Source organism: Lelliottia nimipressuralis (assembly GCF_004402045.1).
In the GTDB taxonomy this organism is placed as follows: domain Bacteria; phylum Pseudomonadota; class Gammaproteobacteria; order Enterobacterales; family Enterobacteriaceae; genus Enterobacter; species Enterobacter chinensis.
Genome location: NZ_SOMG01000014.1, coordinates 26259 through 51229, shown reverse-complemented (window position 1 = coordinate 51229; position 24971 = coordinate 26259). Strand labels below are relative to the sequence as shown.

Annotated in this window: 22 protein-coding genes; 10 read left to right on the top strand and 12 right to left on the bottom strand. The window is 54.9% G+C overall.

Annotated features, from left to right (window positions below; translation table 11 throughout):
- Positions 1-110 precede the first annotated feature (110 nt).
- From gyrB to dnaA, 4 genes are read right to left on the bottom strand one after another with little or no spacing between them, the layout of a single operon-like run.
- Positions 111-2522 carry a DNA topoisomerase (ATP-hydrolyzing) subunit B gene (gene gyrB, locus E3U32_RS07355; RefSeq protein WP_134348246.1) on the bottom strand — a complete coding sequence of 804 codons (2412 nt, stop codon included), beginning with the start codon at positions 2520-2522 and terminating at the stop codon, positions 111-113.
- Positions 2523-2550: 28 nt separating this feature from the next.
- Entirely contained in the window at positions 2551-3624 is a 1074-nt protein-coding gene (gene recF, locus E3U32_RS07350) for a DNA replication/repair protein RecF (protein ID WP_134348245.1), read from the bottom strand.
- Positions 3624-4724 (bottom strand): DNA polymerase III subunit beta, encoded by a 1101-nt coding sequence (gene dnaN, locus E3U32_RS07345; protein ID WP_134348244.1) that lies wholly within the window; start codon positions 4722-4724, stop codon positions 3624-3626. The genes recF and dnaN overlap by 1 nt, the downstream gene beginning before the upstream one ends.
- Before the next feature lie 4 nt (positions 4725-4728).
- A complete protein-coding gene (gene dnaA / locus E3U32_RS07340) occupies positions 4729-6123 on the bottom strand; it encodes a chromosomal replication initiator protein DnaA (RefSeq protein ID WP_010426558.1) in 1395 nt (464 codons plus the stop codon).
- A 637-nt stretch (positions 6124-6760) separates the two neighbouring features.
- Between dnaA and rpmH the strand changes: the two genes are divergently transcribed.
- The 9 genes from rpmH (at position 6761) to E3U32_RS07295 (ending at position 14280) form a co-directional block, all read left to right on the top strand.
- On the top strand, positions 6761-6901 hold the full coding sequence (gene rpmH / locus E3U32_RS07335; protein WP_003849659.1) for a 50S ribosomal protein L34: 141 nt from the start codon (positions 6761-6763) through the stop codon (positions 6899-6901).
- A gap of 16 nt (positions 6902-6917) precedes the next feature.
- A complete protein-coding gene (rnpA, locus tag E3U32_RS07330) occupies positions 6918-7277 on the top strand; it encodes a ribonuclease P protein component (RefSeq protein WP_134348243.1) in 360 nt (119 codons plus the stop codon).
- Positions 7241-7498, top strand: a complete 258-nt coding sequence (gene yidD, locus E3U32_RS07325; RefSeq protein ID WP_134348242.1) for a membrane protein insertion efficiency factor YidD — start codon at positions 7241-7243, stop codon at positions 7496-7498. Before rnpA ends, yidD begins: the two co-directional genes overlap by 37 nt.
- 2 nt (positions 7499-7500) lie before the next feature.
- Entirely contained in the window at positions 7501-9144 is a 1644-nt protein-coding gene (gene yidC / locus E3U32_RS07320; protein WP_134348241.1) for a membrane protein insertase YidC, read from the top strand.
- Between the two features lie 72 nt (positions 9145-9216).
- On the top strand, positions 9217-10581 hold the full coding sequence (mnmE, locus tag E3U32_RS07315; RefSeq protein WP_032662070.1) for a tRNA uridine-5-carboxymethylaminomethyl(34) synthesis GTPase MnmE: 1365 nt from the start codon (positions 9217-9219) through the stop codon (positions 10579-10581).
- A 111-nt stretch (positions 10582-10692) separates the two neighbouring features.
- Positions 10693-11868: an MFS transporter gene (locus E3U32_RS07310; protein ID WP_134348240.1), complete on the top strand. Its 1176-nt coding sequence runs from the start codon at positions 10693-10695 to the stop codon at positions 11866-11868.
- Positions 11837-12808, top strand: coding sequence for an HTH-type transcriptional regulator YidZ (gene yidZ / locus E3U32_RS07305; protein ID WP_134348239.1), 972 nt, complete (start codon positions 11837-11839; stop codon positions 12806-12808). The genes E3U32_RS07310 and yidZ overlap by 32 nt, the downstream gene beginning before the upstream one ends.
- A gap of 122 nt (positions 12809-12930) precedes the next feature.
- A complete protein-coding gene (locus tag E3U32_RS07300) occupies positions 12931-13677 on the top strand; it encodes a 4'-phosphopantetheinyl transferase family protein (RefSeq protein WP_134348238.1) in 747 nt (248 codons plus the stop codon).
- A gap of 36 nt (positions 13678-13713) precedes the next feature.
- Positions 13714-14280, top strand: a complete 567-nt coding sequence (locus E3U32_RS07295; RefSeq protein ID WP_014833835.1) for an NADPH-dependent FMN reductase — start codon at positions 13714-13716, stop codon at positions 14278-14280.
- 90 nt (positions 14281-14370) lie between these two features.
- On the opposite strand, the gene adeP is transcribed toward E3U32_RS07295, so the two are convergent.
- Positions 14371-15708: an adenine permease AdeP gene (gene adeP / locus E3U32_RS07290; RefSeq protein ID WP_166790919.1), complete on the bottom strand. Its 1338-nt coding sequence runs from the start codon at positions 15706-15708 to the stop codon at positions 14371-14373.
- A 165-nt stretch (positions 15709-15873) separates the two neighbouring features.
- Between adeP and yieH the strand changes: the two genes are divergently transcribed.
- Positions 15874-16539 (top strand): 6-phosphogluconate phosphatase, encoded by a 666-nt coding sequence (gene yieH, locus E3U32_RS07285; RefSeq protein ID WP_134348236.1) that lies wholly within the window; start codon positions 15874-15876, stop codon positions 16537-16539.
- 44 nt (positions 16540-16583) lie between these two features.
- On the opposite strand, the gene phoU is transcribed toward yieH, so the two are convergent.
- From phoU to glmU, 7 genes are all read right to left on the bottom strand, one after another.
- Positions 16584-17309 carry a phosphate signaling complex protein PhoU gene (phoU, locus tag E3U32_RS07280; protein WP_008500182.1) on the bottom strand — a complete coding sequence of 242 codons (726 nt, stop codon included), beginning with the start codon at positions 17307-17309 and terminating at the stop codon, positions 16584-16586.
- A gap of 26 nt (positions 17310-17335) precedes the next feature.
- Positions 17336-18109: a phosphate ABC transporter ATP-binding protein PstB gene (gene pstB, locus E3U32_RS07275; RefSeq protein WP_134348235.1), complete on the bottom strand. Its 774-nt coding sequence runs from the start codon at positions 18107-18109 to the stop codon at positions 17336-17338.
- A 47-nt stretch (positions 18110-18156) separates the two neighbouring features.
- Positions 18157-19047 (bottom strand): phosphate ABC transporter permease PstA, encoded by an 891-nt coding sequence (pstA, locus tag E3U32_RS07270; protein WP_134348234.1) that lies wholly within the window; start codon positions 19045-19047, stop codon positions 18157-18159.
- On the bottom strand, positions 19047-20006 hold the full coding sequence (pstC, locus tag E3U32_RS07265) for a phosphate ABC transporter permease PstC (protein ID WP_024907883.1): 960 nt from the start codon (positions 20004-20006) through the stop codon (positions 19047-19049). Before pstC ends, pstA begins: the two co-directional genes overlap by 1 nt.
- Positions 20007-20132: 126 nt before the next feature.
- On the bottom strand, positions 20133-21173 hold the full coding sequence (gene pstS / locus E3U32_RS07260) for a phosphate ABC transporter substrate-binding protein PstS (RefSeq protein WP_008500186.1): 1041 nt from the start codon (positions 21171-21173) through the stop codon (positions 20133-20135).
- Positions 21174-21494: 321 nt separating this feature from the next.
- Positions 21495-23324: a glutamine--fructose-6-phosphate transaminase (isomerizing) gene (glmS, locus tag E3U32_RS07255; protein ID WP_134348233.1), complete on the bottom strand. Its 1830-nt coding sequence runs from the start codon at positions 23322-23324 to the stop codon at positions 21495-21497.
- A gap of 225 nt (positions 23325-23549) precedes the next feature.
- Positions 23550-24920: a bifunctional UDP-N-acetylglucosamine diphosphorylase/glucosamine-1-phosphate N-acetyltransferase GlmU gene (gene glmU, locus E3U32_RS07250; RefSeq protein ID WP_134348232.1), complete on the bottom strand. Its 1371-nt coding sequence runs from the start codon at positions 24918-24920 to the stop codon at positions 23550-23552.
- Positions 24921-24971: the final 51 nt, after the last annotated feature.

Here is a 24971-nt window from a genome sequence, read left to right as displayed (position 1 = left end):
TTAAGCAAAAAAAGAGAGGGACATCATGCCCCTCTCTTTTTTGTTCTTAGCCAACTGCATTCTTTATGAGACATCATTTCATTTGGAATGAGACCCCACAATAACAACCGTTAAATATCGATATTTGCCGCTTTCAGCGCGTTCTCTTCGATGAAGGCACGACGTGGTTCAACCGCATCGCCCATCAGCGTCGTGAACAGCTGGTCAGCAGCAATCGCGTCTTTAACGGTGACGCGCAGCATGCGACGGCTTTCCGGATCCATGGTGGTTTCCCACAGCTGATCCGGGTTCATTTCACCCAGACCTTTATAACGCTGGATCGCGAGGCCACGACGGGACTCTTTCACCAGCCATTCCAGCGCCTGCTCGAAGCTGGCAACCGGCTGACGACGCTCGCCACGTTCGATAAACGCATCGTCTTCGATCAGGCCGCGCAGCTTTTCGCCGAGCGTGCAGATACGACGGTATTCCGGACCGGTCACAAATTCGTGCTCCAGCGGATAGTCGGTATCAACGCCGTGGGTACGCACGCGAATAATAGGCTCGAACTGCTTATCGGCGTTCTGCTGGATATCGCATTTCCACATGCTGCCGTGCTGCTCTTTCTCGTTCAGATCGGTCACCAGGGCGTTCACCCAGCGGGTTACGGTCTGTTCGTCGCTCAGATCGGCTTCGGACAGAGTTGGCTGATAGACCAGCTCCTTCAGCAGCGTTTTCGGATAACGGCGTTCCATACGCGTGATCATTTTTTGCGTGGCGTTGAACTCGGACACCAGACGCTCCAGCGGCTCACCAGCCAGCGCAGGAGCGTGAGAGTTCGCGTGCAGGGTAGCGCCATCAAGCGCGATCGCGATTTGGTACTGATCCATCGCTTCGTCGTCTTTGATGTACTGCTCCTGCTTGCCTTTTTTCACTTTATACAGCGGCGGCTGGGCAATGTAGACGTGGCCACGCTCAACGATTTCAGGCATCTGACGGTAGAAGAAGGTCAACAGCAGCGTACGGATGTGCGAGCCGTCGACGTCCGCATCGGTCATGATGATGATGCTGTGATAGCGCAGTTTGTCCGGGTTGTACTCATCGCGGCCAATGCCGCAGCCCAGCGCGGTGATCAGCGTCGCCACTTCCTGAGAAGAGAGCATCTTGTCGAAGCGCGCCTTCTCAACGTTAAGGATTTTACCCTTCAGCGGCAGGATAGCCTGGTTCTTACGGTTACGGCCCTGCTTCGCAGAACCGCCCGCAGAGTCCCCTTCCACAAGGTAGAGTTCGGACAGCGCCGGGTCGCGTTCCTGACAGTCAGCCAGTTTGCCCGGCAGACCTGCGAGGTCCAGCGCGCCTTTACGACGGGTCATCTCACGGGCTTTACGCGCCGCTTCACGGGCACGCGCCGCATCGATAATTTTGCCCACAACGATTTTCGCATCGGACGGGTTTTCCAGCAGATATTCGCTCAGCAGTTCGTTCATCTGCTGTTCAACCGCCGATTTCACCTCAGAAGAGACCAGCTTGTCTTTGGTCTGTGAGGAGAACTTCGGATCCGGTACCTTCACGGAGACAACGGCAATCAGGCCTTCACGGGCATCGTCACCGGTGGCGCTGACTTTCGCTTTTTTGCTGTAGCCTTCTTTGTCCATGTAGGCGTTCAGGGTACGGGTCATCGCCGCACGGAAGCCCGCAAGGTGAGTACCGCCGTCACGCTGTGGAATGTTGTTGGTAAAGCAGTAGATGTTTTCCTGGAAACCGTCGTTCCACTGCAGCGCCACTTCTACGCCGATACCGTCTTTTTCAGTGGAGAAGTAGAAAATATTCGGGTGAATTGGCGTTTTGTTCTTGTTCAGATACTCAACGAACGCCCTGATTCCGCCTTCGTAGTGGAAGTGGTCTTCTTTGCCGTCACGCTTGTCTTTCAGGCGAATAGACACGCCGGAGTTCAGGAACGACAGTTCACGCAGGCGTTTCGCCAGAATGTCGTATTCGAATTCGGTGACGTTGGTGAAGGTTTCGTGGCTCGGCCAGAAGCGCACCAGTGTACCGGTCTTATCGGTATCGCCCGTTACCGCCAGCGGAGCCTGCGGCACGCCGTGGGTATAAAGCTGACGGTGAATTTTGCCTTCACGCTGGATAACCAGCTCCAGCTTCTGCGACAGGGCGTTAACCACGGAAACGCCTACGCCGTGCAGGCCGCCGGAAACTTTATAAGAGTTATCGTCGAACTTACCGCCTGCGTGCAGGACGGTCATGATCACTTCTGCCGCAGATACGCCCTCTTCCGGGTGAATACCGGTTGGGATGCCACGACCATCATCGGTGACGGAGACGGAGTTATCCGCATGGATGGTGACCACGATGTCTTTACAGTGACCCGCGAGCGCTTCGTCGATAGCGTTATCTACCACCTCGAATACCATGTGGTGCAGACCGGTGCCGTCATCCGTGTCGCCGATATACATACCCGGGCGCTTACGCACCGCATCCAGTCCTTTCAGGACTTTGATACTGGAGGAGTCATAAGAATTCGACATCAACGTTTCTCGCTCATTTCAACTTGGGTTAATCCGTTATTTTACCCTTTTCCACGGTAAACATCTTCGAATTTTCGTCCGACATGTCTATAACGTGTTCAGCGCTAATGGCGCTGACGAAAACCTGCGACTGCGTGGCTTTTAAGCGGCTGGCAAGCAGCCCGCGCCGCGCGTCGTCAAGTTCCGAGGCAAAATCATCTATCAGGTACAGGCAGCGTCGCCCGCTCTCGCGGGTGAGAAACTCCCCCTGCGCCAGGCGCAGCGCGCACATCAGGAGCTTGAGCTGCCCGCGCGACAGCGTATCTTCCACCGGAGCACCGTCGGCACGAATGCGGAAATCCGCCTTGTGCGGGCCGTGCGCGGTGTAGGTCAACATGCGGTCGCGCTCGAAGTTTCTCTCTAACACCTCGGCATAATCCGTCTCTTTCTCCCAGCCGCGCTGGAAGGAGAAGGTGAGAGAGAATTCGGGTAAAAACTGTTTGCAGGTATCGGCCATGTCTTCGGCGATACCCGCGCTGTATTCGGCACGCCAGCGGCTGATCTGTTCCGCAAGGGGAATGAGTTCCATATCCCACGGACGCAGCTGGGCGTAACGCGTTACCTGGCGCAGTGCAGCGTTACGCTGCTTGAGCAGGCGCTTCAGGTTGCTCCAGGCGTTAAAGAAACCGGCTTCGTTGTGAAAGCATCCCCAGTCGAGGAACGCTCTTCTGTATTTGGGGCCGCCGTTGAGTAAAGTAAACCCCTCGGGCGTAATCAGCTGCATCGGCATCAATAGCGCCAACTCGGCCACTTTGTGGCCGTCGGTACCGTCGATGCGCACCTTGCTGTCACCCTGCTTGTCTTTACTCAGGCCGATGGCGGTTTCCCGCTCTTCGCCCTGCAAACGCCCATGCAGAACAAAAGATTCCTGTTCGTGGCGGATGACGCGACCAATCTGCAAACTGCGAAACGCCCGACCGTGGCCGAGCGTATAAATGGCCTCAAGCACGCTGGTTTTGCCGCTGCCGTTTGCGCCAACCAGGAAGTTAAAGCCAGGGGATAAAGCGAGATCCGCGCTTTCGATATTGCGAAAGTCGCGGATCAACAGACGGGTGAGCGACATTACAGTCTCATTGGCATGACAACATAGGCAGCCGACTGTGATGCGGCATCTTCAATCTGTACGCTTGAAACGGAGTCGGTCAGCAGGATGCGCACGTTCTCGCATTTCAGCGCATTCAGCACATCCAGCACGTAGCTAACGTTAAAGCCGATTTCCATCTCGGTTCCGGCGTAGGTGACGTCCAGAATTTCTTCTGCCTCTTCCTGCTCCGGGTTATTAGCGGTGATTTTGATCTGATTTTCGCTCACATACAGGCGCACACCGCGGAATTTCTCGTTCGAGAGAATCGCCGCACGGGCAAAGGCCTGCTTGAGGCTGTCGCAACCCGCTTCCAGCGTTTTGTCTGGATTCTTCGGCAATACGCGGCGATAATCCGGGAAACGTCCGTCAACCAGCTTCGATGTGAAGACAAAATCACCCACGTGTGCGCGGATGTTGTTGCTACCGATCTGCACGCGCAGCGGCGTGTCGCCACCGTCGAGCATACGCATCAGCTCAATCACCCCTTTACGCGGCACGATCACCGAATGGTTTGGCAGTGAAACGCCAATCGGCATGGAACAGACCGCCAGACGGTGGCCGTCGGTGGCCACGGTACGCAGCTCTTCACCTTCGGTTTCGAACAGCATGCCGTTTAAGTAGTAACGAACGTCCTGATGCGCCATGGAGAACTGCGTGGCTTCAATCAGGCGTTTCATCGTCGCCTGCGGCAGGGTGAATTCAACTTCACTTTGCCAGTCGTCCAGGTTCGGGAAGTCCGCAGCTGGCAGCGTAGAGAGCGAGAAACGGCTGCGGCCAGAGCGCACCAGCATACGGTCGCCTTCCAGCTGCACGGCGATTTCAGCGCCTTCCGGCAGCCCGCGGCAGATATCAAAGAATTTACGTGCCGGAACCGTGGTCGCGCCTGCGTCGTGCGGCTGAGTCAGCGTAACGCGCGCGATCATTTCCATTTCCAGATCTGTACCGGTCAGCGACAGCGTACCGTCCGCGACCTGAAGCAGCAGGTTTCCGAGAATAGGCAGCGTTGGGCGGCCACCTAATGGGCCACTCACCTGTTGCAGCGGTTTTAATAAATGTTCACGTTCAACGGTAAATTTCATAGCGTCACGATGATAATGTTCTGATTAGATTGGAAAAATCTTCTTTTATGTCGTGGCTTTCTTCGCGTAACTGCTCAATCTTGCGACAAGCGTGCAGCACGGTCGTATGGTCACGGCCACCAAACGCATCCCCGATTTCCGGCAGACTGTGGTTGGTTAACTCCTTTGCCAGCGCCATCGCCATCTGACGCGGGCGCGCCACCGAGCGGGAACGACGTTTAGACAGTAAATCTGCCACTTTGATCTTGTAGTACTCAGCCACCGTCTTTTGAATATTGTCGATAGTGACCAGTTTTTCCTGCAATGCCAGCAAATCACGCAGCGCTTCACGCACAAAATCGATGGTGATCGCACGACCGGTAAAGTTGGCATTGGCGATAACGCGGTTCAGTGCCCCTTCGAGCTCACGCACGTTGGAGCGCAGACGCTTGGCAATGAAGAACGCCACTTCACCCGGCAGGCGAATGTCATTTTCATCGGCTTTCTTCATCAGGATCGCAACGCGGGTTTCCAGCTCCGGTGGCTCGATCGCCACGGTCAGGCCCCAGCCGAAGCGGGATTTCAGACGATCTTCAACGCCGTTGATCTCTTTTGGATAACGATCCGAGGTCAATATGATCTGCTGATTTCCTTCCAGCAGGGCATTGAAGGTGTGGAAAAACTCTTCCTGCGATCGTTCTTTATTGGCAAAGAACTGGATGTCATCGATCAGCAGGGCGTCAACGGAACGATAGTAGCGTTTAAACTCTTCGATCGCATTGTTTTGCAGGGCTTTTACCATGTCCTGAACGAAGCGCTCGGAGTGCATATACACCACTTTGGCATTGGGCTTGCGCGCCATAATGCCATTACCCACCGCATGCAGCAGGTGCGTTTTACCCAGGCCCGTGCCGCCATAAAGGAACAGCGGGTTGTAGGCCCCACCGGGGTTATCAGCAACCTGGCGAGCCGCCGCGCGCGCCAGCTGGTTCGACTTACCTTCAACGAAGTTATCGAACGTGTGTTTCACGTTAACGTTAGAGCGGTAGGTTGGTTCAGCCGGTGCAGGGACGTTATCCCAGCCCTGACGAGCGGGTGCGACGCGAGGGGCCGGCGCGGGTGCGGCCTGAGCAGGTGCAGCCACATTCACGGTTTCACGAACGGTTTGGGTGACCGGCTTTGTGCCCACTTCAAAGCGCAGCTGCGGGGCATCTGACCCGCAGAAATCGTTCAGCAGTCCATTGATGTTATTAAGGTACTTGTCCCTTACCCAATCGAGCACAAAACGGTTTGGCGCATACAAAGCCAGCGTGTTATCGCTCAGCTCCGCCTGCAACGGGCGGATCCACATACTGAATTCTGTGGCTGGTAACTCATCCTGCAATCGGGCAAGACACTGCTGCCAAAGCGAAAGTGACACGGCGGACTCCACTCGAACAATAAAAGAAAACTATTGAATATTCATGATTGTTGGCGCACATCGACATGACCCAATGAGGGGGATGTGCGAACCGCTATCTGCGGTTATACACGCCATCGTTGATACAATCTGAACGATATTGTGTTTATGCCCGGCCAGGATCGCTGGATCCCGATCGGGACCGCGGATCATAGCCTAAACTGAGCCAGAGATCTTCTGTTTCTCACAGATTCTTCCCGATTTATCCACAGGAAGATCCGGAACCGGGTAAGTGTAAACGATCCTGGCGCGAGTGCCCCGCGATTTAGTCCGCATATTGGAAAAATTAATGAGCACAGACAATTTATTGCTTAAATGATCTAACGAAGATCCGGGACGATCCTTGCGCTTTGTTGGCGAGGCCGTATAATCCTCGACCCGGCGCGTGATGCTCATCTTCCTGCGTCGTCCGTTGCTCATTTTCCACGCGAAAACGTGCGGAAATACGCGGGAAATAAGGAAAGAGAATTGACTCCGGAGTGTACAATTATTACAATCCGGCCTCTTTAATCACCCACGCTGAGGCGTTAGTCGTTCGAAACTCGTTCGGGTATACGCAAAAGTCAGTGAATTTATTCAAGTTTAGGTAGAAATCGCCATGAAACGCACTTTTCAACCGTCTGTACTGAAGCGCAACCGTTCTCACGGCTTCCGTGCTCGTATGGCTACTAAAAATGGTCGTCAGGTTCTGGCACGTCGTCGTGCTAAAGGCCGTTCTCGTCTGACCGTTTCCAAGTAATAAAGCTAACCCCTGAGTGGTTAAGCTAGCATTTCCCAGGGAGTTACGTTTGTTAACTCCCACTCATTTCACATTCGTCTTCCAGCAGCCACAACGGGCTGGCACGCCGCAAATCACCATCCTCGGCCGCCAAAATTCGCTGGGGCATCCCCGCATCGGTCTCACAGTCGCCAAGAAAAATGTTAAGCGTGCGCATGAACGCAATCGGATTAAACGTCTGACGCGTGAAAGCTTCCGTTTACGTCAGCACGAACTGCCTTCTATGGATTTCGTGGTGGTGGCTAAAAAAGGGGTTGCCGACCTCGATAACCGTGCTCTCTCGGAAGCGTTGGAAAAATTATGGCGCCGCCACTGTCGCATGGCTCACGGGTCCTGATAGCCCTCATTCGGGTCTATCAACGCCTGATTAGTCCGCTACTCGGGCCGCATTGCCGTTTCACACCAACATGCTCAAGCTACGGAATTGAGGCATTGCGCAGGTTTGGAGTGATAAAAGGCAGTTGGTTGACGGTGAAACGCGTATTAAAATGCCACCCTTTACATCCCGGTGGAGACGACCCCGTCCCCCCAGGACCCTTTGATACCAGAGAACACTAACGATGGATTCGCAACGCAATCTTCTTATCATCGCTTTGTTGTTCGTGTCTTTCATGATCTGGCAGGCATGGGAGCAGGATAAAAATCCTCAACCCCAGCAGCAGACCACGCAGACTACGACCACCGCAGCGGGTAGCGCCGCCGACCAGGGCGTACCGGCCAGTGGCCAGGGGAAACAGATTACGGTTAAGACCGATGTGCTTGAGCTGACAATCAACACCCGTGGTGGTGATGTTGAGCAGGCGCTGCTGTTGACCTACCCGAAAGAGCTGAAGTCTAACGAACCGTTCCAGTTACTGGAAACCACGCCTGAGTTTATCTACCAGGCGCAGAGCGGCCTGACCGGTCGTGATGGCCCGGATAACCCGGCTAACGGTGCGCGTCCACTGTATAACGTCGAGAACGACACCTTTGTGCTGGCTGATGGTCAGAACGAACTCGTTATCCCGATGACGTACACCGACGCCGCAGGCAACACCTTCACCAAAACCTTCACCCTGAAACGCGGTGAGTATGCGGTGAACGTGGGCTACAGCGTACAGAACACCAGTGCGAAACCGCTGGAACTGTCGACCTTTGGCCAGCTGAAGCAGTCCATCAATCTGCCGTCTCACCGTGACACCGGAAGCAGCAACTTTGCGCTGCATACCTTCCGTGGCGCGGCGTACTCCACGCCTGACGCGAAGTATGAGAAATACAAATTCGACACCATTGCCGATAACGAAAACCTGAACGTCAGCGCTAAAGGCGGTTGGGTGGCAATGCTGCAGCAGTATTTCGCCACTGCGTGGGTGCCAAATAACGACGGTACCAACAACTTCTACACCGCGAACCTGGGTAACGGTCTTGCAGCCATCGGCTACAAATCTCAGCCAGTTCTGGTTCAGCCGGGTCAAACCGGTAAGATGGCAAGCACCCTGTGGGTCGGCCCGGAAATTCAGGACAAAATGGCCGCTGTTGCGCCGCACCTGGATCTGACCGTCGACTACGGTTGGTTGTGGTTCATCTCTCAGCCGCTGTTTAAGCTGCTGAAGTTCATCCACAGCTTCCTGGGTAACTGGGGCTTCTCCATCATCGTTATCACCTTCATCGTTCGTGGCATCATGTACCCGCTGACTAAAGCGCAGTACACCTCCATGGCGAAGATGCGTATGCTGCAGCCGAAGATTGCGGCGATGCGTGAGCGTCTGGGCGATGACAAGCAGCGTCAGAGCCAGGAAATGATGGCCCTGTATAAAGCAGAGAAAGTAAACCCACTGGGTGGTTGCTTCCCACTGCTGATTCAGATGCCAATCTTCCTTGCGCTGTACTACATGCTGATGGGCTCCGTTGAGCTGCGCCATGCGCCGTTCGCACTGTGGATCCATGACCTGTCCGCACAGGACCCGTACTACATCCTGCCGATCCTGATGGGCGTGACGATGTTCTTCATCCAGAAGATGTCTCCGACCACCGTGACCGACCCGATGCAGCAGAAGATCATGACCTTTATGCCGGTCATCTTCACCGTGTTCTTCCTGTGGTTCCCGTCAGGTCTGGTGCTGTACTATATCGTCAGCAACCTGGTGACCATCATCCAGCAGCAGCTGATTTACCGTGGTCTGGAAAAACGTGGCCTGCATAGCCGCGAAAAGAAAAAGTCCTGATCCGTTAAGTTAACGCTAAAATAAGGGCGGTCGATTGACCGCCTTTTTTATTTGTATTGAACGAGACCAACCATGAGCCATAACGACACTATCGTCGCCCAGGCAACCCCACCGGGACGCGGTGGTGTAGGCATTCTGCGTATCTCCGGCCTGAAAGCGCGCGAGGTCGCCGAAGCGGTACTGGGTAAACTGCCAAAGCCGCGCTATGCTGATTACCTGCCATTTAAAGATACCGACGGCACGCCGCTGGACCAGGGCATTGCGCTGTGGTTCCCCGGCCCGAACTCCTTTACCGGCGAAGACGTGCTTGAGCTGCAGGGCCACGGCGGCCCGGTCATCCTCGACCTGCTGTTAAAACGTATTCTGACCCTGCCTGGCCTGCGCATTGCGAAGCCTGGCGAGTTCTCCGAACGTGCCTTCCTCAACGACAAGCTCGACCTGGCACAGGCCGAGGCGATTGCTGACCTGATCGACGCCAGTTCTGAACAGGCGGCCCGCTCCGCGCTGAACTCGCTGCAGGGGGCATTCTCCGCGCGGGTGAATCACCTTGTGGAAGCACTCACTCACCTTCGAATCTACGTCGAAGCGGCTATCGACTTCCCGGATGAGGAGATCGACTTCCTCTCTGACGGTAAAATCGAAGCCCAGCTCAACCAGGTGATGAACGATCTTGACGCCGTGCGTGCCGAAGCGCGCCAGGGCAGCCTGCTGCGTGAAGGGATGAAGGTGGTCATCGCCGGACGCCCTAACGCCGGAAAATCGAGCCTGCTGAACGCCCTGGCGGGCCGTGAAGCGGCGATCGTGACCGACATTGCCGGCACCACCCGCGACGTGCTGCGCGAGCATATTCATATTGATGGGATGCCGCTGCACATCATTGATACCGCCGGTCTGCGCGATGCCAGCGACGAAGTTGAGCGCATCGGTATCGAACGCGCCTGGCAGGAGATCGAGCAGGCTGACCGCGTGCTGTTTATGGTGGACGGCACCACGACCGACGCCGTTGACCCGGCTGACATCTGGCCGGACTTTATTGCCCGCCTGCCGGCTAAGCTGCCGATCACCGTGGTGCGTAACAAAGCAGACGTTACGGGCGAAACGCTGGGCATCAGCGATGTGAATGGTCACTCACTTATTCGCCTGTCGGCGCGTACCGGCGAGGGCGTGGACGACCTGCGTAACCATCTCAAGCAGAGCATGGGTTTTGACACCAGCATGGAAGGCGGCTTCCTGGCGCGTCGTCGTCATCTGCAGGCGCTGGAAGAGGCGGCAAACCACCTTGTGCAGGGTAAAGCGCAGCTGATTGGTGCGTGGGCGGGTGAACTGCTGGCGGAAGAGCTGCGCCTGGCGCAGCAGAATCTGAGCGAGATCACCGGGGAGTTTACGTCGGACGATCTGCTGGGAAGGATCTTCTCGAGCTTCTGTATTGGTAAGTAACTACCGCTGATCAATGGTGATTTCCTCTCAGGAAATCACCATTGTCCAAATGGCAACTCGCCTAATCCCCTTTATCCCCCTATCCTGCTTGCCTGCATCTATGGGGGGTTTATGGCTCGTTTTCTGTTTTGTAGTTTTGCGCTGGTTCTGCTTTATCCATCTGGCATTGATATGTATCTGGTGGGATTACCGCACATCGCGCGCGATCTGGGTGCCAGCGAAGCGCAGCTACACATCGCGTTTTCGGCCTACCTCGCGGGGATGGCATCGTCGATGGTTTTTGCCGGGAAGATCGCGGATAAAGCAGGCCGTCAGCCTGTCGCTATCACGGGCGCCATCATCTTTGCACTGGCGTCAGTACTCTGCTCGCTGGCGCAAGACAGCACCCTGTTCCTGTCAGGGCGATTTATCCAGGGGATTGGCGCGGGCGGTTGCTACGTCGTCGCCTTCGCGATTTTGCGCGATACCTTAAGTGCCCAGCGTCGCGCTAAGGTGCTGTCGATGCTGAACGGTATAACCTGCATCATCCCGGTGCTGGCCCCGGTCGTGGGGTATCTGATCATGTTGAAATTCCCGTGGCAGAGTCTGTTCTGGACTATGGCAGCGATGGGCGCTCTGGTGTTTGTCCTGTCCATCGCCGTGCTGAAAGAGACCCAACCCGGCTCGCAGAATACCGGTCATATCCCAACAATTCACCCAGCCGAGAAGCTGCTTAACCGCTTCTTCCTCAGCCGTCTGGCCGTGACGACGTTAAGCGTGGCGGTGATCCTGACCTATGTAAACGTTTCCCCTGTATTACTCATGGAAACCATGGGCTTCGACCGCGGTGAGTATTCAACGGTGATGGCATTAACCGCGATGGTCAGTATGGCCGTGTCGTTCTCAACACCGTTTGCGCTGAACATCTTCCGCCAGCGCACGCTGATGCTGACCTCACAGGTTTTATTCCTCGCAGCAGGCATCATCCTGGCGACCGCCAGCTCACATGCGGTGATGCTGGTGGGTATTACCCTTATTTGTGCCGGGTTCTCGGTTGGCTTTGGCGTGGCGATGAGTCAGGCGCTTGGCCCATTCTCGCTGCGGGCAGGCGTGGCAAGCTCGGTGCTGGGGATCGCGCAGGTCTGCGGCTCGTCGCTGTGGATTTGGCTGGCGGCGGTCATCGGGCTTAACGCGCTGAATATGCTGATCGGGGTTCTGATTGGCTGTAGCATACTGTGCATTACCTTACTTATGGTCATCCAGCCCGCGGCGCATTATGAAGAAGCCCATCAGCAGTCTCGATCTTAACCTGTTGCTTTGCCTGCAGCTTTTGCTGCAGGAGCGCAGCGTCACCAAAGCGGCGAAGCGGATGAACGTGACGCCGTCGGCGGTGAGTAAATCACTGGCCAAGCTGCGTGACTGGTTCGACGACCCGCTGTTTGTCAAAACGCCGTTAGGGCTGCTGCCGACGCCGCTGACGGTAAGCCTGGAGCAGGATCTGGCCGACTGGATGCAAATCGGCAACCAAATCCTCGATAAATTCCACCATGACTCTCCGGGCGGGCTGACGTTCGTGCTGGCCGCCGAAACGCCATTGATGCTGATCCGCTTTAACGCACTGCTGGAGCAGGTAAATCAGCGCTATCCGCAGGCTACGGTGAAGATGCGTCACTGGGATTACGACTCGCTGGATGCCATTACGCGTGGAGAGGTTGATCTGGGCTTTACCGGACGCGAAACGCATCCGCGCTCGCGTGAATTGCTGAAGCTGTTGCCGTGGTTTATCGACTACGAGATCCTGTTCAGCGACCGTCCGTGTGTGTATCTGCGTGAGGATCACCCCGCGCTTCAGGAAGCGTGGAATCTGGAAACCTTCCTGCGCTACCCGCATATCAGTATCTTCTGGGAACGCAGCGACACCTGGGCGCTTGATGAAGTGCTAAAAGAGATGGGACGTGAGCGCAATATCGCCATGTGCCTGCCGGGTTTCGAACAGGCGATGTTTATGGCAGCCCAGCCAGGGCATAACTATATCGCCACGGCTCCGCACTACTGCCACCACTACAATCAACTCCACCAGCGGAAGCTGATCGCGCTACCCATTCCCATTGACGAAACGCAGGCTGAAAAGCTCACCGTTCCCTTCACGCTGATCTGGCATAAACGGAACAGCCATAATCCGAAAATTCTCTGGTTGCGGGAGATCATCAAGGCGCTGTACGGTGCGAGCGATCCAATTTTTGCCTAAGAAAATGTAAAGTTCGGTCCTAAGGCTTCTCTTACTCCCATTTACTGATTAAAACAGGAGTCAAGTTAAGCGATAATCATGTAACCGTTTAACCGATTACGACCATTATCAAGGAGCGAACAATGGCAACGCACTTTGCAAGAGGGATACTTACAGAAGGACGTCTCGTATCGGCCAGAATATCTTCATCCTGCCACAGTGAAGCACGCAAACTTCCGGAACACCGCAGGACGCGCTTTTTAGCGTCCCGAGCGCTTCTCGCTGAACTGCTGTTTATGCTGTACGGCACCAGCGAACTGCCGGACATCATTACCCAACCAGAAGGCCGCCCGGTTTTTGCCGACCCGGATCTCCCGCGATTTTCCATTGCCTACACGGGCAATATCATTGGCGTCGCGCTGACCACCGAAGGGGATTGCGGGCTGGATATGGAACTTCAGCGCGCGACTCGCAGCTTCCATGGTGGGAATGCGCATGAAGACTATCCGCTCTCCAGCAATGAGAAGCTATGGGTCCGCAACCAGAACGATCCCATAGAGGCCAGAGCCCAACTCATTACCTTGCGCCAGAGTATTCGCAAGCTCTGTGGATGCGCCTCAGACGACGCCAGCCTGCTGCAGCTGCTACCAGGCTCCGGACGGCTGCGTGCAACCCAAGCCACGCTGGTAGAGGCGCTCAGTGACGCAGAGGATGTGCTCATTTGGTCCATTGCGGTTACCCCCGCCATCGAACGCATGAAAATCTGGGAATTTGACAGTCAACAGGGATGGCGTAGCCTTCCTGATGTGCCCGAGCGCGCCAACGAGCCCGCCGCACGCCTGATGCGTTTAACCAGTTTACCGGCAGAAAAAGCATTCACACTTAGCTGATCCAATCAGGGTCATCATGATGAAACAGGAGTAATCATGTCTGATACGTTGAAAGTAGTTACGTTACTGGGAAGCCTGCGCAAAGGTTCATTTAACGGGATGGTTGCCCGTACGCTGCCACAGCTGGCACCAGCAGGTATGGAGATTAGCGCCCTGCCATCGATTGGTGATATCCCACTTTATGATGCGGATGTCCAGCAGGAAGAGGGCTTCCCGCAGAGCGTTGAGGCACTGGCAGAGCAGATCCGCCAGGCCGACGGCGTGGTCATTGTCACGCCGGAGTATAACTACTCGGTTCCGGGTGGCCTGAAGAATGCCATCGACTGGCTGTCCCGTTTACCTGAACAGCCGCTGTCAGGCAAACCGGTACTGATCCAGACCAGTTCTATGGGCGCCATTGGCGGCGCGCGCTGCCAGTATCATCTGCGTCAAATCCTGGTCTTCCTGGATGCGATGGTAATGAACAAGCCGGAATTTATGGGTGGTGTGATTCAGAACAAGGTCGACCCGCAGACGGGTGAAGTGGTGGATCAGAGCACGCGCGACCATCTCTCTGGACAGCTGACGGCGTTTGGGGATTATATTAAGCGGGTGAAGGCTTAGACCGGAGCGGCCTGTTGCCCTCACCCCAGCCCTCTCCCACGGGAGAGGGTGCAAACACTAAAGCCCTTTTCTTCGAAAAGGGCTTGCTGTTTATTTCGCATCAATAAACACAATCTTCAGCACAAACAGCAGCGCCACAACAATCACGCATGGGCTGAGGTCGCGGAAGCGACCGGTGCCGATCTTCATTACGCAGTAAGAGATAAAGCCCAGCGCGATACCTTCGGTAATCGAGAAGCTGAACGGCATCATCACGGCGGTAATAAACGCCGGCACCGCTTCGGTTAAATCATCCCACTTCACGCGTGACAGGCTGGAGGTCATCAGCACACCCACATAGATCAGCGCGCCCGCTGCCGCATACGGTGGAACCATGCCCGCCAACGGAGAGAGGAAGATCACCAGCAGGAACAGAATCCCCACGACTACCGCCGTCAGGCCGGTACGGCCGCCCACGGAAACCCCGGAAGAGGATTCAATGTAAGCGGTAACAGAAGAGGTTCCGATGAAAGAGCCCGCCACAGAGGAGACGCTATCCACAAACAGCGCCTGCTTCATGCGTGGGAATTTGCCTTTCTCATCCGCCAGACCCGCTTTGTCGGTCACGCCAATCAGCGTACCGGAGGAGTCAAACAGGTTGACCAGCATGAAGGAGAAAATCACGCCCGCCAGGCCCAGGTTCAGGGAACCCGCCAGATCAACGTGGCCAATGACGGTAGAGACGCTCGGTGGCGCGGAGACGATACCGTTGTAGTGAACGTCACCCAGCATCCAGCCCAGCAGGGTGGTGACCACGATGGACACCAGAACAGCCGCGTGAATATTACGGGAAGCCAGGATCGCGATGATAAAGAAGCCCAGCACGCCCAGCAGCACGTTATGAGAGGTCAGGTGACCGATGCTCACCAGCGTATCCGGGTTCGCCACGATTACACCGGCGTTTTTCAGCCCCATCATACCGATGAACAGACCAATACCGCTGGTGATGCCCACGCGCAGGCTGACAGGAATGTTCGCAATCATCCAGTAACGCACGCGGAAAATGGTCAGCAGCAGCAGGCCAACCGCGCCCCAGAAGATAGCGCCCATACCGACTTGCCACGGCAGCCCCATCGCCTGAACAACCACGAACGCGAAGAACGCATTCAGGCCCATTGCTGGCGCCAGTGCGACCGGCAGGTTAGCGAACACTCCCATCAAAATGCTGCCAAGCGCAGCGATCAGGCAGGTGGTCACAAAGACGGCGCTGGTGTCCATGCCAGCAACGCCCAGAATTTGAGGGTTAACAAAAACGATATAAACCATCGTCAGGAAGGTGGTGAAACCGGCGATCACTTCGGTGCGTGCCGTTGTGCCGTGCTCGCGCAGTTTGAACACGCGCTCAAGCAAACCCTGACCAGATGTCTGGGTAGTGTGTTGTTGACTCATCATCAATTTCCGAACAAGGAGGGAAAATTCGTCGCTATCCTATACCAAAATGCGACAATAGTGGCGGTTACGAGATACTTTTTTCATTGATTTTGCTTATACGGCAACGATTGCGTCTCGTTAAACAGCCCTACGTAAACGTTAAACTTGTTAAAAGGGAAAGGCATGTCCGAAATTGAAGCGGTATTTTTCGACTGCGACGGTACGCTGGTCGACAGTGAGGTCATTTGTTCCCGCGCGTATGTCACTATGTTCCAGGAGTTTGGCATTACGCTGGAACTCGAAGAGGTGTTTAAACGCTTTAAGGGCGTGAAGCTCTACGAGATCATTGACATCATTAACGAAGAACACGGTGTCAGTCTGGCGAAAGCGGATCTGGAACCGGTGTACCGCGCCGAGGTTGCACGCCTCTTCGACTCTGAGCTGGAAGTTATCGCAGGTGCGCATGCGCTACTGGATGCGATGACGGTGCCTGTCTGCGTGGTCTCCAACGGTCCGGTCAGCAAAATGCAGCACTCGCTGGGTAAGCTTGAGATGTTGCACCACTTCCCGGAAAAACTGTTCAGCGGCTACGATATCCAGCGCTGGAAGCCCGATCCGGCGCTGATGTTCCATGCGGCGAAAGCGATGAACGTTAATGTAGAAAACTGCATTCTGGTGGATGACTCGTCTGCGGGCGCGCAATCGGGGATTGATGCGGGGATGGAGGTGTTTTATTTCTGTGCCGACCCGCACAACAAGCCAATCAATCATCCAAAAGTGACGACCTTTACCGATCTGGCGCAATTGCCAGCGTTGTGGAAGGCTCGCGGTTGGAATATTACGCGTTAAATTAACGTAGGGCGGGTAAGCGCTAGCGCCACCCGCCACACACATCACTCTTTCGGATCTTTACCCGCCAGCAGCTTGTCCAGCTCGTCGCCGCCCACGTGACGGAAGTCCTGACCTTTTACGAAGTAGAAAATGTATTCGCAAATGTTCTGGCAACGGTCACCGATACGCTCGATAGAGCGCGCGCAGAACAGGGCCGTCAATACGCTTGGGATGGTACGTGAGTCTTCCATCATGTAGGTCATCAGCTGGCGCACGATTCCTTCATACTCCTGGTCGACTTTCTTGTCTTCACGGTAGATACGCACCGCTTCGTCAAGATCCATACGCGCAAAGGCATCCAGCACGTCGTGCAGCATTTGCACGGTGTGACGGCCCAGCGACTCGAGGCTCACCAGCAGCGGCTGATGCTGCTGAGAGAACTTCTCCAGCGCAGTGCGGCAGATTTTATCCGCAACGTCACCAATACGTTCCAGCTCGGCGATGGTTTTGATGATCGCCATCACCAGACGCAGGTCGCTCGCCGTCGGCTGACGTTTCGCGATAATGCGTACGCAGGCTTCATCGATAGCGACTTCCATCATGTTGACGTTTTTGTCGCCTTCAATGACGCGCTTCGCCAGCTCGCTGTCCTGGTTGTGCATCGCCGTGATCGCATCAGAAAGCTGCTGCTCAACCATGCCACCCATGGTCATCACCTGCGTGCGAATACTTTCCAGCTCTGCGTTGAACTGGCCTGAAATGTGTTTATTAAGATTGAGGTTGTCCATGGTTTCTCCACATGCACTAAGGCAAATCAACCGTAGCGGCCAGTAATATAATCTTCGGTTTGTTTCTTGGCGGGCTTAGTGAACAGATCGTCCGTGTTACTGAACTCAATCAACTCACCCAGGTACATAAACGCCGTGTGATCGGAACAACGCGCAGCCTGCTGCATGTTATGGGTCACGATAACCACGGTATAATCCTGCTTCAGCTCGGTGATCAGTTCTTCAATACGACCGGTTGAGATCGGGTCGAGCGCTGAACACGGCTCATCCAGCAGCAACACTTCCGGGCGAATAGCAATACCGCGCGCAATGCACAGACGCTGCTGCTGACCACCGGAGAGAGAGTAACCGCTCTGGTGTAACTTATCTTTGGTTTCGTTCCATAATGCGGCCTTGGTCAAAGCCCACTGCACGCGCTCGTCCATATCAGTACGGGAGAGCTTTTCAAACAGGCGCACGCCAAATGCAATGTTGTCATAAATGGACATCGGGAACGGCGTCGGTTTCTGGAACACCATCCCCACTTTGGCGCGCAGCAGGGCGATATCCTGAGCCTGGGTCAGAATATTTTCGCCGTCCAGGATGATTTCACCTTCAGCACGCTGCTCCGGATAGAGCGAATACATTTTGTTAAAGGTACGCAGCAGCGTGGATTTACCACAGCCGGACGGACCGATAAATGCCGTGACCTGGTTCTTCGCGATATCCAGGTTGATATTCTTCAGGGCATGGAATTTGCCGTAGTAGAAGTTCAAATCACGAACCTGAATCTTACCCGGGGCAGTATCAACCATACTCATTGACTCATTTCCTCATTCGGCGCCGCGAACTGCCGCGCCGTAAAAAATTAACCGTGTTTCTGCTTCGCGAAAATGACGCGCGCCAGAATGTTCAGCAACAGTACGCAAAGGGTAATGATCAGCACCCCGGCCCAGGCCAGCTGCTGCCATTCCGCGAAGGGGCTCATCGCAAATTTAAAGATCGTCACCGGCAGGTTGGCGATCGGCTGCATCATGTCCGTGCTCCAAAACTGGTTGGAGAGGGACGTAAACAGCAGCGGCGCCGTTTCACCTGCGATACGCGCAACCGCCAGCAGGATACCGGTCATGATCCCGGAGATGGACGCCTTGAGCGTAATCGCAGAGATCATCTTCCATTTCGGCGTACCCAGCGCGTAAGCCGCTTCACGCAGGCTGTCCGGCACCAGTTTCAGCATGTTCTCGGTGGTACGAATAACAATCGGCACCTGCAGCAGCGCAAGTGCAATCACACCCGCCCAGCCGGAGAAGTGTTCCATTTGTGCCACCACCACGGTGTAAACAAACAGACCTACCACGATAGACGGGGCAGAGAGCAGAATGTCGTTGATGAAACGAATAACTTCCGCCAGCCAGGATTTACGACCGTATTCCGCCAGATAGATACCTGCCATGATGCCCAGCGGTGTACCAACGACCGTCGCCCACAGGATCAGCAACCCACTGCCCGCCAGGGCGTTCGCCAGGCCACCACCCGCCGTGTTCGGCGGAGGCGTCATTTCGGTGAACAACGCCAGCGACATACCGTCGATACCGCGCACGACGGTTGAGAACAGGATCCAGACCAGCCAGAACAGACCGAACGCCATCGTCGCCATAGAGAGCGTCAGAGCAATGCGGTTTTTCATGCGGCGTCTGGCCTGCATTTTGCGGCGGGATTCCGCCAGCTCAGCGGTGTTTTGCATTTCGAGAGTTGCCATTAGCGTGCCCCCTCATTTTTAGCGAGGCGCATAATCATCAGCTTGGAAATCGCCAGAACAATGAAGGTGATAACGAACAGAATCAGCCCCAGTTCCATCAGTGCCGCGACGTGCAGACCCGATTCTGCTTCCGCAAATTCATTCGCCAGCGCAGAGGTAATACTGTTACCCGGCATGTAGAGCGATGCGCTGTCGAGCTGATAGGTGTTACCGATAATAAAGGTCACCGCCATAGTTTCACCCAGCGCACGACCTAATCCCAGCATCACGCCCCCAATCACCCCATTTTTGGTGAACGGAAGGACAATGCGCCAGATAACTTCCCAGGTGGTGCAGCCGATGCCGTAGGCCGACTCTTTCATCATCACTGGTGTTTGTTCGAAGACATCGCGCATGACCGCCGCAATGTACGGAATAATCATGATGGCGAGGATCACACCTGCCGCCAGAATACCGATACCGAAAGCCGGGCCAGAGAACAGGGCACCCACAAACGGAATGGCGGAGAGAACATTACCTACAGGCTCCTGGAAGTACGTTGCGAACAGCGGCGCAAAGATAAACAGGCCCCACATGCCGTATACGATACTCGGAATAGCCGCCAGCAGCTCAATGGCGATCCCCAGCGGACGACGCAGCCAGCCCGGCGCCAGCTCCGTCAGGAACAGGGCAATACCAAAGCTTACCGGAACCGCAATCAGCAGGGCGATGAACGATGTCATCAGCGTGCCGTAAATCGGCACCAGCGCACCGTAGATATCGTTCGGTGCATCCCACTCTTTGGTCCACAGGAAGGAGAAACCGAATTTCTGGATGCTCGGCCAGGAGGAGAAAATCAGAGACACGATAATGCCGCCCAGCAGCAATAGCACAATCAGCGCAGCCAGTTTTACCAGCGCGCTGAAAATCATGTCACCTTTTTTACCCGGAGGGTTAAATGCAGGCTTGGTTGCAGCCATAAATTACTCTTCTGTTAAACGCGTTTACGAAATCGCCGGGTGGCGCTTACGCTTACCCGGCCTACAGTCGGAACCGTAGGGCGGGTAAGCGTAAGCGCCACCCGCCATTTTCGTCAGAATGCTAAATTAATACAATGCTTTACCGCTGCTGTCTTTCACGTTGGTTTTCCATGCAGCACGAATCTGCTCAACCACGTTGTCCGGCAGGGTGGCGTAATCCAGAGCGTTCGCCTGTTTGCCGCCGTTTTTGTACGCCCAGTCGAAGAACTTCAGCACTTCAGCGCCCTGCTCAGGTTTCTTCTGCTCTTTGTGAACCAGGATGAAGGTGGTAGAGGTGATTGGCCATGCACCTTCGCCCTTCTGGTTAGTCAGATCCTGCGCGAACGATTTGCTCCAGTCAGCGCCTTTCGCAGCGTTAGCAAAGTTTTCTTCGGTCGGGCTAACCGGTTTGCCATCGGCTGAAACCAGTTTGGTGTAGGACAGGTTGTTCTGCTTAGCGTACGCATACTCTACGTAGCCAATTGAGCCTGGCAGACGCTGTACGAACGCAGCGATACCGTCGTTACCTTTACCGCCCAGACCGGTTGGCCAGTTAACGGTAGAGCCGGAGCCGACTTTAGATTTCCACTCTTCGTTCACTTTCGCCAGGTAGCTGGTGAACACGAAAGAGGTACCGGAACCATCCGCGCGGCGAACCACGGCGATGTTCTGAGAAGGCAGCTTCAGCCCTGGGTTGAGTTTAGCGATCGCTTCGTCATCCCATTTTTTGATTTTGCCCAGGTAGATATCACCCAGCGTTTTGCCGTCCAGCACCAGCTCACCCGACTTAACGCCCGGCAGGTTGATAGCCAGAACCACACCACCGATTACGGTAGGGAACTGGAACAGGCCTTCCTGAGCCAGTTTGTCATCAGACAGCGGAGCGTCTGATGCGCCGAAATCAACAGTGTTCGCGGTAATTTGTTTAACGCCACCGGAGGAGCCGATACCCTGATAGTTAACCTTGTTACCAGTTTCTTTCTGGTAGGTATCCGCCCATTTGGCATACACCGGCGCAGGGAAGGTTGCACCAGCGCCAGTCAGGCTTGCTTCTGCAAATACAGAGAACGCGCTCAGAGATAAGGTCGCGGCGACAACAGTTGCGACAGTGGTACGCATAACTTTCATAATGTCTCCTGCAAGATTTTCGTAAATCGTTGTTTAGTGGCTACGATGAGCAAAATAGGACAAACAGGTGACAGATAAATGTACGAATTATGACAGTTTTATGACAACGAAAATTTCACTTAAAAAACAGCAAAACAATGCTTATTTTTCATCGTGTTAGCCACTTTTATGACAAGACTTTTTCAGAAATATTTTCTTTATGTGACACTGAAAAAAGTAGCTGAAGATGACAAATTGTCATTATTAAAAACGAGAAAGGATTGATTAAAAACAAACCGGGCGGGATAAAAAAGCTCCACCCGAAGGCGGAGCCTGAAGGGATTATTCTACGGTAACCGATTTCGCCAGGTTACGCGGCTGATCAACGTCGGTGCCTTTGATCAGCGCAACGTGATAGGCCAGCAACTGCAGCGGAACGGTGTAGAAGATTGGTGCAATCACCTCTTCCACATGCGGCATCTCGATGATGTGCATGTTGTCGTTGCTGACAAAACCGGCATCTTTGTCGGCGAAGACGTACAGGACGCCACCGCGGGCGCGTACTTCTTCGATATTAGATTTCAGTTTTTCCAGCAGTTCGTTGTTAGGAGCCACAACGATGACCGGCATATCCGCGTCAATCAGCGCCAGCGGGCCGTGTTTCAGCTCGCCTGCCGCATAGGCTTCAGCGTGAATGTAGGAAATCTCTTTCAGCTTCAGCGCGCCTTCCAGCGCAATCGGATACTGATCGCCACGACCCAGGAACAGGGCGTGATGCTTGTCAGAGAAATCTTCCGCCAGCGCTTCAATGCGTTTGTCCTGAGACAGCATCTGCTCAATACGGCTCGGCAACGCCTGCAGACCATGAACGATGTCATGCTCAACGGAAGCATCTTCGCCTTTCAGACGCGCCAGCTTCGCCACCAGCATCAGCAGAACGGTCAGCTGAGTGGTAAACGCTTTGGTGGAGGCCACGCCGATTTCGGTGCCCGCTTTGGTCATCAGCGCCAGATCGGACTCACGCACCAGCGATGAACCCGGGACGTTACAGATGGCCAGAGAGCCCAGGTAACCCAGCTCTTTAGAGAGACGCAGCGCTGCCAGGGTATCCGCCGTTTCGCCGGACTGGGAAAGGGTGATCATCAGGCTGTTACGACGCACCGCAGATTTGCGATAGCGGAATTCAGACGCGATTTCCACATCACACGGCACGCCCGCCAGGGATTCAAACCAGTAGCGAGAGACCATACCGGAGTTGTAGGAGGTGCCGCAGGCCACGATCTGAATATGCTCAACCTTGCCGAGCAGTTCGTTCGCGTTTGCGCCCAGTTCGCTCAGGTCCACTTCACCATGGCTGATGCGCCCGGTAAGGGTGTTTTTGATGGCGTTTGGCTGCTCGTAAATCTCTTTCTGCATGTAGTGACGGTAAGCGCCTTTGTCGCCCGCGTCGTACTGCAGGTTAGATTCGATCTCCTGACGTTTCACCTGCTCGCCTTTGGTATCGAATACGGTCACGCTGCGACGAGTCACTTCAGCGATATCACCCTCTTCGAGGAAGATAAAGCGACGGGTAACCGGCAGGAGGGCCAACTGGTCAGAGGCGATAAAGTTTTCACCCATGCCCAGACCGATAACCATCGGGCTACCGGAACGTGCCGCCAGCAGCGTAGACGGATCGCGGGAATCCATGATCACCGTACCGTACGCACCGCGCAACTGAGGGATAGTACGCAGCACTGCATCACGCAGTGTACCGCCCTGCTCCAGCTCCCAGTGAACCAGGTGAGCAATCACTTCGGTGTCAGTTTCAGAGACGAAGGTGTAGCCGCGCGCTTTCAGTTCTTCGCGCAGCGGTTCGTGGTTTTCGATAATGCCGTTATGTACCACCACGATGTGTTCAGACACATGCGGGTGCGCGTTGCCTTCAGACGGTTCGCCGTGCGTCGCCCAGCGGGTGTGCGCAATACCGGTACCACCGTGCAGCGGATGTTCTTCCGCGGCCTGGGCCAGCATCTGCACTTTACCGAGACGACGCAGACGGGTCATATGACCTTCTGCATCGACGACAGCCAGACCGGCAGAGTCGTAACCACGGTATTCCAGACGACGTAAACCTTCGAGAAGGATTTCAGCAATATCACGCTGCGCAACTGCGCCAACAATTCCACACATAATTTTAGATTCCGAATTTAGGCATTATGCCTGCGTTGTCGCTGACCTGTATTTGCCCTTTCCGGGCGCCCCGAGCCTTGTAGAGAGTGGGGTTATTTTTATGGGTACTGCTTGTGGGGGGAGATATATATTTATCTCCTCTCCCGGGTTTGCCTGATGACGGCTATGCCTTATCAGGCCTACTCAATCGTAGGGCGGGTAAGCGTAGCGCCACCCGCCTTGTTATTACTTTTTCTTCACCGGGCGTTTCCAGCCCTGCTTGCTGACCTGCGGCACACGGCTTAATACCAGCTCGTTATCCGCTACGTCACGTGTCACCGTCGTCCCGGCGGCAATCGTTACGCCGCTACCCACGGTAACAGGCGCCACCAGCTGCGTGTCGGAACCGACGAACACATCATCGCCGATGATGGTTTTAAACTTATTCGCGCCGTCATAGTTACAGGTAATGGTCCCTGCACCAATATTCACGTTGTCGCCAATTTCCGCATCGCCCAGATAGGTTAAATGGCCCGCTTTGGAACCTTTACCCAGACGCGCTTTTTTCATCTCAACGAAGTTACCCACGTGAGCACCTTCCAGCAGCTCAGCACCCGGGCGCAGACGCGCAAACGGACCGATAGTACAAGCCGCGTCCAGACGGGCATCTTCTACCACGCTGTATGGGCTGATTTCGCAATCGTCACCGATGATGCTGTTTTTAATCACGCAGCCGGTACCAATTTTGACGCGATTGCCCAGCGTGACGTTACCTTCGAAGATAACGTTAGTATCAATTTCAACGTCACGCCCGTGAGATAACGAGCCACGCAGATCGAAACGTGCCGGATCGCGCAGCATCACGCCAGCCAGAAGCAGTTTTTCAGCCTGTTCGGACTGATAAACGCGCTCCAGGCGGGAGAGCTGAAGACGGTTATTCACCCCTTCAGTTTCGCTGATACGCGCCGGATGCACTGCCGCAATCTCACGCCCTTCCTGGTACGCCATCGCAATGATGTCGGTGATGTAGTACTCACCCTGCGCGTTGTTGTTGTTGAGTTTCGACAACCAGCGCTTCATGTCCGCGCCATTCGCAATCAGGATACCGGTGTTGATTTCCTGAATCTGACGCTGTTCGTCGCTGGCATCTTTGTGTTCAACAATTCCCGTTACGTTGCCGTTTTCACGGGTGATTCGGCCATAACCGGTAGGATCGTCCAGCACGACGGTTAACAAACCGATGCCACCCTGCGGTTTAGCTTCACGCAGGCGGGTCAGCGTATCGATGGAAATCAGCGGGACGTCGCCGTAGAGCATCAGAATGTCTTCGTCATCCGCAAAGAATGGCGCTGCCTGCTGCATTGCATGGCCAGTACCCAGCTGTTCAGCCTGAAGTACCCAGTTGAGTTTGTCATCGCCCAGCGTCTTTTTAAGCAGATCGCCGCCGTGGCCGTAGACCAGGTGAACCTGATGGGCACCCAATTCATTAGCGGCATCAATGACATGCTGCACCATTGGCTTTCCTGCCAGCGTGTGAAGCACTTTAGGCAGATCGGAATACATGCGGGTACCTTTGCCTGCGGCAAGGATCACCACGCTCATCGCTCTGTTTGACATACGCATCCTGACGGTAGTTTGAGTGAGAAGTAAAAACGTTTGATGCCTAAA

What these genes read in the sequence shown, in the direction of transcription:
- gyrB (WP_134348246.1), bottom strand. Translation starts at nt 2,522, where the DNA reads ATGTCGAATTCTTATGACTCCTCCAGTATCAAAGTCCTGAAAGGACTG.
- recF (WP_134348245.1), bottom strand. Translation starts at nt 3,624, where the DNA reads ATGTCGCTCACCCGTCTGTTGATCCGCGACTTTCGCAATATCGAAAGC.
- dnaN (WP_134348244.1), bottom strand. Translation starts at nt 4,724, where the DNA reads ATGAAATTTACCGTTGAACGTGAACATTTATTAAAACCGCTGCAACAG.
- rpmH (WP_003849659.1), top strand. Translation starts at nt 6,761, where the DNA reads ATGAAACGCACTTTTCAACCGTCTGTACTGAAGCGCAACCGTTCTCAC.
- yidD (WP_134348242.1), top strand. Translation starts at nt 7,241, where the DNA reads ATGGCGCCGCCACTGTCGCATGGCTCACGGGTCCTGATAGCCCTCATT.
- yidC (WP_134348241.1), top strand. Translation starts at nt 7,501, where the DNA reads ATGGATTCGCAACGCAATCTTCTTATCATCGCTTTGTTGTTCGTGTCT.
- mnmE (WP_032662070.1), top strand. Translation starts at nt 9,217, where the DNA reads ATGAGCCATAACGACACTATCGTCGCCCAGGCAACCCCACCGGGACGC.
- E3U32_RS07310 (WP_134348240.1), top strand. Translation starts at nt 10,693, where the DNA reads ATGGCTCGTTTTCTGTTTTGTAGTTTTGCGCTGGTTCTGCTTTATCCA.
- yidZ (WP_134348239.1), top strand. Translation starts at nt 11,837, where the DNA reads ATGAAGAAGCCCATCAGCAGTCTCGATCTTAACCTGTTGCTTTGCCTG.
- E3U32_RS07300 (WP_134348238.1), top strand. Translation starts at nt 12,931, where the DNA reads ATGGCAACGCACTTTGCAAGAGGGATACTTACAGAAGGACGTCTCGTA.
- E3U32_RS07295 (WP_014833835.1), top strand. Translation starts at nt 13,714, where the DNA reads ATGTCTGATACGTTGAAAGTAGTTACGTTACTGGGAAGCCTGCGCAAA.
- adeP (WP_166790919.1), bottom strand. Translation starts at nt 15,708, where the DNA reads ATGAGTCAACAACACACTACCCAGACATCTGGTCAGGGTTTGCTTGAG.
- yieH (WP_134348236.1), top strand. Translation starts at nt 15,874, where the DNA reads ATGTCCGAAATTGAAGCGGTATTTTTCGACTGCGACGGTACGCTGGTC.
- phoU (WP_008500182.1), bottom strand. Translation starts at nt 17,309, where the DNA reads ATGGACAACCTCAATCTTAATAAACACATTTCAGGCCAGTTCAACGCA.
- pstB (WP_134348235.1), bottom strand. Translation starts at nt 18,109, where the DNA reads ATGAGTATGGTTGATACTGCCCCGGGTAAGATTCAGGTTCGTGATTTG.
- pstA (WP_134348234.1), bottom strand. Translation starts at nt 19,047, where the DNA reads ATGGCAACTCTCGAAATGCAAAACACCGCTGAGCTGGCGGAATCCCGC.
- pstC (WP_024907883.1), bottom strand. Translation starts at nt 20,006, where the DNA reads ATGGCTGCAACCAAGCCTGCATTTAACCCTCCGGGTAAAAAAGGTGAC.
- pstS (WP_008500186.1), bottom strand. Translation starts at nt 21,173, where the DNA reads ATGAAAGTTATGCGTACCACTGTCGCAACTGTTGTCGCCGCGACCTTA.
- glmS (WP_134348233.1), bottom strand. Translation starts at nt 23,324, where the DNA reads ATGTGTGGAATTGTTGGCGCAGTTGCGCAGCGTGATATTGCTGAAATC.
- glmU (WP_134348232.1), bottom strand. Translation starts at nt 24,920, where the DNA reads ATGTCAAACAGAGCGATGAGCGTGGTGATCCTTGCCGCAGGCAAAGGT.